Raw genomic sequence first — 13,531 nt, 5'->3', positions numbered from 1 at the left:
TTTATTTATGATACCTTCGAAATTCTGTTTTGTCAATAGACTTTCTTACCTGAAAGACAAGCTTCTGACTGATATAAAAAAATATTTCAAAGGTCCTTTTAACAATATGAATCGCAGGTAATTATCAGACACTAACTTTATCCGACTGCTATAAAAAATCTGATTTATACTGCCGCTCTGCTTCTAATTTCGCAACTTTCACGTAAAATCCGGTACTGTTTACTTTTTACGGAATAAAATAAAGTAACTATATTGAAAGGATTCTATCCATGTTGACCATATTAATTATAATTGGCGCTGTTCTGCTCCTCCTGGTTGTGATATTTGTCATCGTCTGGAAGGTGCGTACACACAAGTTTAGTCCTACTTCGGATAAGGCTTTGCTAGCGGCTAATGTAAACGCGGATTTAAAGGAAACCGGGTTTGCCTATGATATAAAGGGGGATTATTTTTACTCCCTGATGAACTGCTGGCAGAGAGAGATGGGGTATTGTGAGGCTTATGATGAGGGTTCCCCGCTTTTTAACATGATCATGGACTGCGAGCCTGTCACATTTTCTTATGGCGGGAAACGCTGGCTGATCGAACTTTGGAAAGGTCAGTACGGCATTACCACCGGAGGCGAAATCGGGGTTTACAATACGATAAAAGAAGACATTGACCACGAAAAATTCAAAGGAACCTTCTATGAGGCTGTCAGCGACGCCGAACTGATCCCACTGGCCTTTATACTTAGGAAAAACCGAAAAGTACTAATCAAACGAAGTGCGGTCCACTGGTGGCTGACAGGGTTTAAGCTGGGCGAGTTTTCCGAGACAGACACACTGACAATGGATGCAAAAATTACCTTTCCGGATGCTGAAATGCGCGATAACTTTGTAAGCGCCCTCCGAAAGATCGGGTATACGAAAAAAGAGTACTCCGTGAAAAGACTGACGGTTCTGGTTCATTATGACAAACCGCATACTCCACAGTCGCTTACCAGAAACGCGGCACAGGAAACCGCCGTACAATTGACAAATAAAAATAATTGTGCACTATATGAACTTGCAACACATAAGTACAAATTCACACTGGATAAACTGGAATATCTAAAAACGGCAATGCCTGAAGTATATGAATTCTTCCTGCATTCTCTCTATGCACGTGGATTTTATGAGGCATTTAAATGGCTGATTGATCTCATCCACGGCCTGAAGCCGGAACCGACTCCACCAATACCTCCAAAACCATGCCCGCCTGAACCTCCGAGACCTTGCCCGCCGGTACCTCCGAGACCTTGCCCGCCTGAGCCTCCGAGGCCTTGCCCGCCTGAGCCTCCGAGGCCTTGCCCGCCTGAGCCTCCGAGACCTTGCCGGCCTGAGCCTCCGAGGCCTTGCCCGCCCTATCAGCCAGGATCCTGTCAGCCGTGTCAGCCAAATAACTGCCGGTCATGTACTCCGAGATCCTGTCGTCCGTGTTCGCCAAGGCTCTGCCCGCCCAGGCAGAATGCAGCGGTTCCAAGTCAGGAAGGCAGATTTCAAAGCAAAAATTACCCGGTAAGCAGGGACACTTATGAGACGGAAGATTCTATGTACCATTCCGGACAATCTGATGAATCAGAATTCTGCAGTTCAGATTATGAATTATTTTACGATGGACAGGAAGATGAATTCAGAGATTAGAAGTATTTCCGGCATTGATTAACAGGAACGCAATAAGCAAAGAATAAAACAACAGGGGATCAGCAGTCTGGAATTGCTGATCCCCTGTTCTTGTTTCATCTATATTTTTAAATCTTACATTTACCTTACATTTATGACAGAAAAGGAAATTCAGAAATTCTCCATGCTATAATAATAACAGATATATAAAAAGGGGGACTGTTCATGTCACTGGATTATTTAAAAGGGAAAAAAATCCTTCTGGTCGATGACGAGGACGATCTGCTGGAAATGCTCCGCTCCATTCTGCAGGACGACGGCTACCGGCGGATCCGTACTGCTTCCACGCAAAAAGACGCCCTGGAGCTCTGCCGCACCTGGAAACCGGAGCTGGCCGTACTAGATGTCATGCTGCCGGACGGAGACGGATATACACTCTTCAAAGAGATACGCCGGTTCTCGGATTTTCCTGTGCTGTTTCTGACCGCGCGCGGAGAAGATGAAGATAGATTCCGCGGGCTGGGGCTTGGCGCCGACGATTATATAGTAAAACCATTTCTGCCCAGGGAACTGACCCTGCGGCTGGGCGCCATTCTGCGCAGAAGCTATAAGCATGAAACGCCTCTTCTGCGGCTTGCCTACTGTACCGTTGATTTTGAACGGGCGGAAGTCATACGCGAAGACGGCACTTTGTCGCTGACAGCTAAAGAATTCGAACTCCTGTCCGCACTCTCACGCAATGCCGGCAGGATCGTCACTACTGATCTGCTCTGTGAGGCCCTCTGGGGCAACAACCCCTATGGTTATGAAAATTCTCTGATGGCCCACATCCGCAGGCTACGCGAGAAGATAGAAAAGGTACCGTCCTGCCCTGAATCCCTGATCACAGTAAAGGGTCTGGGCTACAAACTGATTATTGAGGAGGATCAGGCATGAACAGCATCCCAAAACTGATCCGACGATTTTTTGGAATCTTAATTCTGTCCGTCTTTCTTCTTCTATTTTTGAACCTGGCCCTCTTGATTTTCACAGCCGGACGCCAGTTAAAAAGCCAGGGAGGATGGGCGACAGCCGACACGATATCCGCGGGTTTAACGAAACAGTCAGACGGCCCATATGTCCTGGACGCCAGTGCGGCAGCGCAGCTGAAGACAGATAACGCCTGGGCAGTCCTCATCGATGGGCAGACCCTGCAGATTACCTGGCACAGTGATTTCCTCCCGAAGGAAATTCCTTCTTCCTACAGCGTTGCCGACATTGCCTATCTGTCCAGGGCTTATCTCAGGGATTATCCCACTGCAACAAGCAGCCATCCGGACGGCCTCCTTGTTGTAGGCTTTCCCAAAGACCGCTTTTGGAAACTGGTACACAATACCTATGACTATCAGCTGATTGCCGATTTTCCCAAAACAGCGCTGCTTTTTATCTGCATGAATTTTCTTTTGATGTTTCTGATCTATATGGCGGTGACCACCCGCCTTCTGGGCACAATAAAACCGATCATAGAAGGCATCAAAGAACTCCCCGGCGGGCAGCATGTATTTGTCAGGGAATCCGGTCTGTTTTCGGAAATAGCCCGGGCAGTCAACCGTACCTCGGAAAAGCTGCGGATGCAGGAAACAGCGCTGCGAAGACAGGAACAGGCAAGGGCAAACTGGATCGCCGGTGTTTCCCATGACATCCGCACGCCGCTTTCTATGATTATGGGATATGCAGGACAACTGGAAGAATCTCCTATGGTTCCTGAGAGTATGCGCAGTAAGGCTTCCGTCATACGAGAGCAGAGTATCCGCATGAAACATTTGATCAACGACCTGAACCTCGCGTCGAAGCTGGAATACAATATGCAGCCTCTGCACACAGAACTAAACGATATCATTCCTATCATCCGTCAGACAGTGGTTGATGCGCTGAATATGGATCTGGAAAACAGATACCCCATAGATTGGGAGACAGACGAATCCCTTAGTATGTGCATGTCCATTACAGATAAAGATCTCATCCGACGTGCCGTATCTAACCTGCTAGTCAATACCCAGACACACAATCCCCAGGGCTGTACACTGCATTTAAGTGTATCCTATGAGGACGAAACATGCAGTATCACGGTCGAGGATAACGGTGTGGGAGTCACTGATGAACAGCTGGAGGAGTTAAACACGGTTCCGCACTATATGATCTGTGACAGCAGGACAGACGGACAGCGGCATGGTCTGGGGCTCATGATCGTTAAACAGATTGCCATGGCCCACGGCGGCTCACTGGAACTAGGACACAGCAAATACGGCGGCTTTCTCGCCAGAATAAAATTACCGGCATTTCTCTCCTGAAATGCCGGCACTTCTATTTTGCAGCTTTTATTTTTTTCCACATAAACCGTATCACCAGATACAGGCAGACTACAATCAGTGCTGCTTTTATGATAGCCGAATATTTTTGTATGTACACCAGAACAACTTCCCAGGAAGCTCCCAGTATGGCTCCCAGCGACACGAGCACGATATTCCAGATGGTACTCCCTACGATCGTGTAAAGGAGAAAGACCGGCATATTAATTCCCGCCATCCCCGCAGGCACCGAAACAAGGCTTCGTATGATCGGAATGCACCTGCCAAACAGAATCGCTTTTTTTCCATGTTTGTCAAACCAGCAGAGCGTTTTTTCGACATCCTCTTTTTCAAAGCCAAGCAGCCGGAATGCTTTCCCTTTGGTCAGCGTCTCCAGCCGTTCCGGATTCAGCGCCGTTCCCGCCCAATACAATACAAGCGCTCCTATCGTGGAGCCGAGAGTTGAAAAAATAATAACCCCCGGTACTGTCAGCCTTGTATAGGTCGTCATAAATCCGCCAAAAGTCAAGATGACTTCTGAAGGAATCGGCGGAAAAATATTTTCCACAGCTATCAGGAAACAGACCCCCAGATATCCGAACTGATTCATAATCTGAATAATAATCTCCTGCATAAACCCATCCTTCATTTACCACATTCTGTAAAATAAGTATATGAAAAATTGAGCGAATCATTCCTATTTGCTGTTAAATAAAAGTATAACCTATCAGATCTGTTAAAGCATACCCAAAGGGCACCCGGTAACTCATGCCCTTCGGGCGGGTCTGCAGCAGAGCTACAGAATACTGTTTAATATCAGGTATCCGTTTGATTGAAAGAAATCGTCAGGCCAGCCTGCTGCCCTCTGCGATCAGGATTACAACACAAAATCTCTCCGCATCATAGGTAATATCCACCGTTCCCTGATAGCGCCTCACCACATCTTTGACATTCTCTATGCCGATCCCATGCTGCTGCTTCTCCTTTTTCCATGTCCTGAATCTTCCGTTTTCCATCAGAACCTCCCCGTTTTTGGAGTTCTCAATCTCAAAACTGAAATACCCTTTTTCCGTACATCGCGCCTTCAAAGATATCCGGCGTTTCTCTGGGACTACCTTCATGCATGCCTCTATGGCATTGTCCAGCGTATTTGAAAAAATAGTACAGATATCCAAAGGATCAATGAAAAACAGCTCGTCAATCTCAATATTAAAAAAGCAGTCAATTTCCTGTTCCAAGGCCCGGTTGTACTTTGCATTCAGGACGGCATTAACAATACTGTTTCTGCAGAATGAACGCCCTTTCGCGCTAAGATGTCCCGACAATTTCCGGAAATATCTCTTTGCTTCTTCTTCTTTTCCATCGTCCATCAAGCCCGCCACTACGCTGAAATGATTATTCATATCATGTCTGAATTTCCGCAGTTCCTGCTGCCCGGCCTCTAATTCCCTGTAATAATCCTGCTGTAGTTTTTCATTTTTCTGTTCCAGGCGGCCGCGGATATTCTCCGCCAGATAGAATACCAGCCTGATACTTGCAAAATTGGTAATCAGACACGCAAGCATACAGAGCCATACTTTGTAGGATTCCCTAGGCGTATAGTATACACAGCTCATCACAGCGGTCAGCGATGCCAGACAGACTGCATCCAGCAGAAGCCATGACTGCTCATCCAGAGTATCCACCATCTCCCTGGTCTTTTTTTCCCAAATCTTCCAAAACCAATACCAAAACAAAATATTTAAAATATATGACAGATTCGATAACGCCGCATTGGCAATTTCGTCTCTTGCCAGCATATTTATCCAGATCCATGTCCCAATCTGCTGTATCAAGAAATTAAAAGATATGATGATCGGAAAAAACATAAGCACAACAGAAGCTTTTACCAGAATCTTCTGCTTGAATCCAATCAGCAGCATAGCAAAGAAAAGAGGAATCGTAACCGTAATATTTACCACATCCCTTGGAAATATCACCATTGAACTTACGAACAGCCCAATAAGATAACTCACTGCCCGCCGGCTAAACTGCCTGCGCGGTTCCAAAAAGCAGGTAAGCGTACGGTAAAAAAAGTAACTCCCTATAAAATATAAACCTGTCCCCAATATGTCAAAAAACCCTGTTATATGCATGTTGTCCCTTCCTGTGCAAAACGCTACTTCAACATTAGCTTCGCAAATGCTACTGCCGTCGCCTGCTTATATGCCCTGCTGACCGGCAGGCTCTGCCCGCCGCATTCCAGACTGCTTGCCTCCAGCTTATCCACGTATTTCAGATTCACAAGATATCGGTTATGTATCCGGATAAAAAACGACGGCATCTCTTCCTCGATCTCACCAAGCTTTCCATAAAATTTTACGATTTCATAAGCAGCGCTGGCTTCCATATCTCCGTTGTCAAGCAATGCCTCCACGGTCCGCCCTTCACTTTTAAAATACAGTACCCTTCCAAACGGCAGGCGCAGCGTCCCTGCTTTTTGCTCTACCAGATAATACTTTTCCTGGCTCAGCCCGGTCTCTTCCACGGCTTTCCCGAGTACTTCCCGTATCTTCTCCTCCTTATAAGGCTTCAATATATAATGGAAGGCATGCACCTCATATCCCTGAAACACAAAATCCGGATAAGCTGTCACAAAGATCAACACCGTATCCTGATACTTTCTGCGAAGCTCCCTGGCCGTCTCCATTCCGTCCATTCCATTCATCTCTATATCCAGGAACAATATATCCGGCACATTGTGTTCTATCTTGGCAAGCAGATCCTCCCCACACTCATATTCCTGAATCTCATAGTCCACACCATCCAGCTGCAGCTGCGTTTCCAACACTCTGCGCAGGCTGTTTCTCAGTTTTTTCTCGTCATCACAGATTGCAATTCTCATCTCGTTTGTCCCCCAGATTCCGTTCTCCTCCATAGGCTATCATACCCACCGCCATAATTGCAATCCCTTTCCCGGAATTCTGTTGTATGCACTTTCCAAATATGTAACAGTTCAGGCATGCCTGAACTGTCAACCAAATATGACAGAATCTATGCCAAACTTGACAGTACGGAAGATATTTATTTTTCCCCCTATCCACTACAATAGAGTCATCAAGTACAGAAAATACAAGGAGGAATTACAAGATGCTAAAGGTCAATCATTTAAGTAAAAGTTATCAGACAGGAACCGCCGTCTATCCGGTGCTTAAAGATATTTCATTTGAAATTAAGAAAGGGGAATTCGTTGCAGTTATGGGGCCCTCAGGAAGCGGCAAAACTACACTGCTCAATTGTATCTCCTGTTTTATCCCCCACGACAGCGGCGAAATACTGCTGAATCAAAAAGATATCTCCGGCCTCAGTGAAGCCAGGCTTGCAGCTGTGCGGAATCAGCATATGGGATTTGTCTTCCAGGACTTCATGCTCCTGGACGGTCTGACTGTATTCGAAAATATCTGCCTCCCGCAGATCATCGCGAAAAAGCCGGCCGCTCAAATGGAAGCCAAGGCGAAACGGCTTTGTGAGATATTCGGCATCGACTCGATCGCAGCAAAATATCCGGCTGAAATATCGGGCGGAGAAAAACAGCGGACAGCGGTTGCCAGGGCGCTTATGAACCAGCCTTATATGCTGCTTGCGGATGAGCCCACGGGCAACCTGGACAGCAAGTCCTGCCGTGCTGTTATCGACGCATTTCTTCAGGCAAAGGAAGAGATGCATGCAACCGTATTTATGGTAACCCACGACAGCTATGCCGCGTCCTTCTGTGACCGGGTAATTGTGTTAAAAGACGGTGAGGTGAACCAGGAACTGGAGCGCACCGGAAGCCGCCGGGAATTTATGGACCAGCTGCTGGATGTACTCAGAATACTTGGAGGTGATGATTCTAATGACGCTGCATAATATTTTTTCCAAACTCAGAAAACAGAATAAAGGGCAGTACCTGATGCTGGGATTTTGTATTTCCCTTTCGGTCCTGCTGATTACCGCTTTTGCCCTCATGTATCTGGGCCCTACGGTACAGGATTTTCTGCCGGACGGCGGCGACACACGAAAACTTGCCACACTTCTGCTGGCAGTGACAGCCGTGGGGTGTACCATCTTCACCCTCTATGCATCCAGCCTGTTCTTCCGCTATAAGAGCCGGGAATACGGTATTCTGCTGGCTCTTGGAACCCCCAAAAAAGCGCTGAAGCCCATGCTGCTTTCTGAGCTTGCCCTCGTAACCTTCATCGGCGCAGTCATTGGACTGATCCTTTCCGTACCGGTATCCTTCGGAATCTGGAAGCTGTTCGAGACATTTCTGCTGCCGACAGAGGATATGGTATACCGCTTCGGCTGGAAGGGATTTATCGTAGGAATTGCATTCTGTATCGTTCTTGTTCTGCTGCTCTTTCTCGCCGGCAGACGCTTTATCCGCAGAACCGATATTATGGAGATTCTGCGATCAGGACAGAAAACAGAGATGGTAAAAGTGATCCCTTCCTGGACAGGGAAAGTGGGCGTCATCCTGACCGTCACAGGCATCGTACTTGGCCTCGGCGTGCCAGCTGTCGCTGCCAAAGTGTTGCTTATTAACATACCATCCATTTTCAACCTTGTTTATCTCGTTGCCCTTGCCGGGATCTACCTGATCATTCTCAGCTTTGTTTCTCAGTCCTCGGCCGGAAAGCACAGAGAAAAATACTACAAAAACCTGGTTTCCATCAGTATGATGCGTTTTACCGCAAAGGTGACAACGAAAAACATGTGCGTCATTGTGCTCTTACTGTTCTGTTCCCTGTTCGCCGCCTTTTTCGGCATGCTGTACAGCGACCAGTCCGGTATTACCATCGGAGAAAATGAAAAAGCTTATGCATTACATTTTCCGGTACAGGAAGAACAGATTACGAGAGAAGATATTCAAAAGCTTTCCGATGAGTACGATATGCCGCTGTCTTCCTACGCGGAAACCAATGCCGCAAATCTGGTAATCTCCTTCCGCCAAAGGGATCTGATCGACGGTCAATACGTGACCCTGGATGCAAAGGAAGCCAAACTGGCGCTGTTTTTCCCTGAGAGTGCCTATGAAGAGATCAGCGGACAGGATATTACCGTAGTACCCAATACGTATAAAACGATTACTACTACCGACTACAGAGAGACTGTGTGGGAATTCAAAGACGGATTGTACGCCGCTTCCAACCCGGATACCGATACAACACTTCCGCTTTCCTTTGACGGTACCGTAGAATTCGATGCCCTCAGCGATATGAGCAGCCCCTTCGCCTACGTTCTGAATGATACGGATTATCAGACAGCTGCAGCTTCTCTTGGCAGCCAGTACATGGAAAAGGTCATCTGCTTTGATTTAAAAGACGCCGAACATTCCTACGCATTTGCCAGGGCGCTGGGAAGGGAATATCTGGCCCGCACTACCGCCCTGTCCGATCATATGGGAAATTACGATGCCTGGGAGGACCGTACCTCACGGGAAAATGGGGAAGATTATTGCTATGCCGGAAGCATCGGGCTTTCACAGGACATGGAGAACACTCCTTACGACTGGAAATACGCGCCTCGCTTCGTCGTGCAGATACGTCAGGAATATATGCAGCAGATATCCGTTTACGTCATGCTCTGCCTGTACATCTTCATCATCATGCTGGCAACCATCACCATCATGAGTTACGTACGGAGCATCACCGTTGCCACGGACAACAAGGCCCTGTTCCAGAGCCTTACAAAACTGGGCGCAGGCCCCGCCTACAACAAGAACATTCTGAAAAAACAGCTGCGGAAAATTTTCCAGTATCCTGCACTGCTCGGATGTGCCATTGGCTGGATATACGCACTGTTTATGTCCGTATTCAACGACATGAGAGTGTCTCACTCGGAACTTCTCAACCTGGGATATCTGCTCATATTAATCCTGATCATCTGGGGTGTCCTGTATCTGGTTTACAGACGCGCCCTTCACAAATCCCAGCAGATTCTTGGTATTCTTTAAATGTTGGGAGGCTTTTAGAAATTACAGGGAAAGGCCGCTCTCGCAGAGATGGGATGCGGCCGGAGAGAGGAACAAAGGCAGGGCCCTTTTTGGCAGCGGGGAACTGTCCGGCTGAAAGCCGGCAATATCCGCAGATATGTATATACAATATCGCAGGAGATGCCGGCTTTTTGCGCTGCCGCTTCATTAAGATCTGAGGAATCTGTAACAGTCAATTTTATTCCCAGTGAAATATATTTTCTGCATAGGGAAGTTTATCTGCATCTTCCTGTTCCATTTCCAGGTATTTCAACGCGATCTCTACACCGGCCTTCATGCAGTGAACACATTCACTCTGACGGTCATCATTCCAGTAACCGTGATTACGGTCGATAATTATCCCCTGATCCCGCTTCCGCAAGAGACTCTCCTGCTCCCGCACAGCGTCCCATTTATCTCACCCTCCGCCGATAATAAAGATACCCGATCCCATCCGCAAGCAGCCATCCTATGGGGACAGCTGCCCAGATTCCGGTTACTCCGATCCACGGAACAGCGGAAAGGATGTATGCCAAAATGACGCGGCTTCCAAGGGATGCCGCAGTCAGGATGACAGACATGCCCGGTTTTTTGATTGCTCTGTAGAAGCCGTAGAACAGGAAGAGAAAACCGATCAGGCAGTAAAAGCTGCCTTCAATTCTCAGATAGCTTATACCTACGGCGAGTATCTCCGTCTCCTGGGGTTTTACAAACAGCAGGAGAAGTGGTTTTGCGAAGATAAAGACGCCTGCCGATATTAACAGGCAAAAAATGAGTACGAGCAGTACTGCATTTTTGATCCCTTCCCGGATACGCTCTTTTTTGCCTGCGCCATAGTTCTGTGCCACAAAGGTGGAAAATGCATTTCCAAAATCCTGTACCGGCATATAGGCGAAGGAGTCGATCTTTACCGCGGCGGAAAAGGCCGCCATTACGATCGTGCCGAAGCTGTTTACCAGGCCCTGCACCATCAGAATTCCGAAATTCATGACCGACTGCTGGATGCAGGTAAGGAAGGACAGTTGAAAAATGTCTTTTAATACAGGCAGATTCCATCTGAAATGCCTTCGGCCGGGCATCATATCACGGAATTTCAGCATGACATAGAGACAGATTCCGGCCGCGGATACATACTGTGACAGCACCGTTGCCCCTGCCGCCCCTGCAACGCCCATTTTTAAAACCAGTACGAAGTACAGATCCAGGCAAATATTCAAAACGGCTGAGATTCCGAGAAATACAAGGGGAACCGTAGAGTTGCCCAGGGCGCGAAGCCATGAGGCAAAAAAGTTGTACAGGAACGTTGCCGGCAGTCCCCAGAAAATCACCCAGAGATAATCCCGCATCATTCCGTAAATCTCCCCCGGCACCTGCATAAGCCGGAGAATCAGATCAATTCCCCCGAATACAATCGCGATAACAAGCACCGTTACACCGCCGATCAGTATAAAAGACATAAACACGCCATTTTTCAGGCCGTCCATGTCCTTTTTTCCAAAACATAGGGAGAATTCTACGCCGCTCCCCATACACAGCCCTAGCAGAATTGATGTCAGAAATGTCATCAACGTGTAGGAAGCACCGACTGCCGCCAGTGCCTCCTTCCCTAAGAATTGTCCTACAATTAGAGTATCAACAATATTGTACAGCTGCTGAAGCAGATTTCCCGCCATCATAGGCAAGGCGAACCAGATCAGAGACTTTCTGATACTGCCCTCTGTAAAATCCCGATTCATGTTTCTTCACCTGATGAGGCCTGCAGTTAATCTAAAATCTCTACAGCTGCCCGTTCGATCGGCAGACCTGCCACATACCTCTCCATAAACTTTTCAAAGCCTTCCACATCTTTCGGATCCGGCTCGAGTGTCACAGACTTCTCGTCTGCAAATATCTTCTGCGCCAGATAGGCATCCAGTGTCTCGCCCGCCTCTTTGTTCTTCATATAGGAAGCCAGCAGTGCAATGCCCCAGGCGCCGCCCTCTCCTGCCGTCTCCATGACAGATACCGGCACCTTTGTCGCCGCTGCCATGATTCTCTGTCCCACACCGGCTGTCTTGAACAGCCCGCCGTGTCCCAGAATCTGGTCAAGCTCCACACCGTCGTTGTAGAGGATGTCCATCCCCAGCTTCAGAGCGCCCAGGCAGGTGAACAGATGGGAACGCATAAAGTTAGCCAGCGTAAACTTACTTTCGGATGTCCTCGCAAACAGCGGGCTTCCCTTCTCAAAACCGGTAATGTGCTCACCTGAGAAATAGCAGTAGGAAAGCAGTCCGCCGCAGTCCGCATCGCCTTCCAGCGCCTTATTATACAGGGTTCCATACAGCTTGTTCATGTCTGCTTCCATGCCCATAGCTTCTGAAAACTCTTTAAACAGATTCACCCATGCATTCAAATCGGATGTACAATTATTGGAGTGTACCATGGCCACAAGATCCCCTGCGGGTGTCGTCACCATATCGATCTCCGGATATACTTTGGAAAGCTCTCTTTCCAGAACAACCATAGCGAAAACAGAGGTTCCGGCCGATACATTAGCCGTACGCTTTGCGACGCTGTTTGTTGCCGCCATACCCGTGCCGGCATCACTCTCCGGCGGACACAGTGGAATGCCTGCTTTCAAGGTACCTGTCACATCCAGCAGTTTTGCCCCCTCTTCGCTAAGCACGCCTGCATCTTCCCCTGCCACCAGTACTTCCGGAAGCAGCGCTCCCAGGTTCCATGGGTATCCGCACTCTTTTACAAGTTCGTCGAACTGGCCTATCATGTGACGGTTAAAGTCCTTCCTTTCTACATCAATCGGGAACATGCCGGAAGCCTCGCCGATGCCAAGCACCTTTCTGCCCGTCAGCTGCCAGTGCACATACCCGGCCAGCGTTGTAAAGAAATCAACATCTTTCACATGCTCTTCCCCATTCAGGATCGCCTGGTAAAGATGCGCGATACTCCATCTCTGAGGAATATTATACTGAAATACCTCTGTCAGCTTCTCAGAAGCCTGTCCGGTGATATTATTGCGCCATGTACGGAACGGTGTCAGCAGCTCTCCATCTCTATTAAAAGGGAGGTAGCCGTGCATCATGCCGCTAAACCCGATGGAACCGATTGTTTCCAGTGCCAGCCCATATGTAGCCCTTACACTGCCTGCCAGATCCTGGTAACAATCCTGCAGCCCCTTCCATACAGCATCCAGGCTGTATGTCCAGATATCGTTCACGTACTGGTTCTCCCAATCGTGACTGCCTGATGCAAGAACCTTACCGGCCTCATCCACCAGTACGGCTTTAATCCTTGTAGAGCCAAATTCAATTCCCAGAGCGGTCTTTCCCGCAGTAATGATTTCTTTTGCTTCCATGCTTATTAAACACCCTTTCCTACTTATTCAGAATTGTCTTCTTACTTCCAGGCCTTCTTCTCGTGCTATTTTACAGAACTCCTGAATTAACTCTATTTTATCCTTTCCGGGTATTTAATACAACTATTTTTTAACAAAGTGATTGCGTAAATTTACCTTCGGAAATAATGGTGTAGAGTTCACCCATGATGTACTGATAAAGTATCAGACAATGACT

At 47.8% G+C, this 13,531-nt stretch carries 11 protein-coding genes; 5 read left to right on the top strand and 6 right to left on the bottom strand.

What is annotated here, in order from left to right:
• The first annotated feature begins 269 nt into the window (after positions 1 to 269).
• From GKG43_RS06070 to GKG43_RS06060, 3 genes are all read left to right on the top strand, one after another.
• Positions 270 to 1,664 carry a DUF4474 domain-containing protein gene (locus tag GKG43_RS06070; protein WP_240285666.1) on the top strand — a complete coding sequence of 465 codons (1,395 nt, stop codon included), beginning with the start codon at positions 270 to 272 and terminating at the stop codon, positions 1,662 to 1,664.
• A gap of 204 nt (positions 1,665 to 1,868) precedes the next feature.
• Positions 1,869 to 2,579 (top strand): response regulator transcription factor, encoded by a 711-nt coding sequence (locus tag GKG43_RS06065; RefSeq protein ID WP_025655514.1) that lies wholly within the window; start codon positions 1,869 to 1,871, stop codon positions 2,577 to 2,579.
• Positions 2,576 to 3,973: a HAMP domain-containing sensor histidine kinase gene (locus tag GKG43_RS06060; protein ID WP_025655513.1), complete on the top strand. Its 1,398-nt coding sequence runs from the start codon at positions 2,576 to 2,578 to the stop codon at positions 3,971 to 3,973. The genes GKG43_RS06065 and GKG43_RS06060 overlap by 4 nt, the downstream gene beginning before the upstream one ends.
• A gap of 13 nt (positions 3,974 to 3,986) precedes the next feature.
• On the opposite strand, the gene GKG43_RS06055 is transcribed toward GKG43_RS06060, so the two are convergent.
• From GKG43_RS06055 to GKG43_RS06045, 3 genes are all read right to left on the bottom strand, one after another.
• Entirely contained in the window at positions 3,987 to 4,604 is a 618-nt protein-coding gene (locus tag GKG43_RS06055) for a DedA family protein (protein ID WP_025655512.1), read from the bottom strand.
• A gap of 211 nt (positions 4,605 to 4,815) precedes the next feature.
• Positions 4,816 to 5,985, bottom strand: coding sequence for a GHKL domain-containing protein (locus GKG43_RS23665; protein WP_173020083.1), 1,170 nt, complete (start codon positions 5,983 to 5,985; stop codon positions 4,816 to 4,818).
• 143 nt (positions 5,986 to 6,128) lie between these two features.
• Positions 6,129 to 6,887, bottom strand: a complete 759-nt coding sequence (locus GKG43_RS06045) for a LytTR family DNA-binding domain-containing protein (RefSeq protein WP_240285665.1) — start codon at positions 6,885 to 6,887, stop codon at positions 6,129 to 6,131.
• A gap of 212 nt (positions 6,888 to 7,099) precedes the next feature.
• On the opposite strand from GKG43_RS06045, the gene GKG43_RS06040 reads away from it, so the two are divergent.
• Entirely contained in the window at positions 7,100 to 7,858 is a 759-nt protein-coding gene (locus tag GKG43_RS06040) for an ABC transporter ATP-binding protein (protein WP_025655509.1), read from the top strand.
• Entirely contained in the window at positions 7,845 to 9,944 is a 2,100-nt protein-coding gene (locus GKG43_RS06035; protein WP_129878880.1) for an FtsX-like permease family protein, read from the top strand. The genes GKG43_RS06040 and GKG43_RS06035 overlap by 14 nt, the downstream gene beginning before the upstream one ends.
• A 217-nt stretch (positions 9,945 to 10,161) precedes the next feature.
• Here GKG43_RS06035 and GKG43_RS06030 read toward each other — a convergent pair whose 3' ends face one another.
• The 3 genes from GKG43_RS06030 to GKG43_RS06020 are packed head-to-tail and all read right to left on the bottom strand — an operon-like array spanning position 10,162 to position 13,314.
• On the bottom strand, positions 10,162 to 10,344 hold the full coding sequence (locus tag GKG43_RS06030; protein ID WP_129878876.1) for a hypothetical protein: 183 nt from the start codon (positions 10,342 to 10,344) through the stop codon (positions 10,162 to 10,164).
• A gap of 31 nt (positions 10,345 to 10,375) precedes the next feature.
• Entirely contained in the window at positions 10,376 to 11,698 is a 1,323-nt protein-coding gene (locus GKG43_RS06025) for an MATE family efflux transporter (RefSeq protein ID WP_129878875.1), read from the bottom strand.
• Positions 11,699 to 11,724: 26 nt separating this feature from the next.
• Positions 11,725 to 13,314, bottom strand: a complete 1,590-nt coding sequence (locus GKG43_RS06020) for an FGGY-family carbohydrate kinase (RefSeq protein WP_154253261.1) — start codon at positions 13,312 to 13,314, stop codon at positions 11,725 to 11,727.
• Between the last annotated feature and the right edge of the window lie 217 nt (positions 13,315 to 13,531).

It is taken from the genome of Eubacterium sp. BIOML-A2 (assembly GCF_009680135.1).
Lineage (GTDB): Bacteria > Bacillota > Clostridia > Lachnospirales > Lachnospiraceae > Faecalicatena > Faecalicatena contortus_B.
Note: the sequence above shows the minus strand (reverse complement) of the source record. Positions and strands in the feature narration are given on the sequence as shown.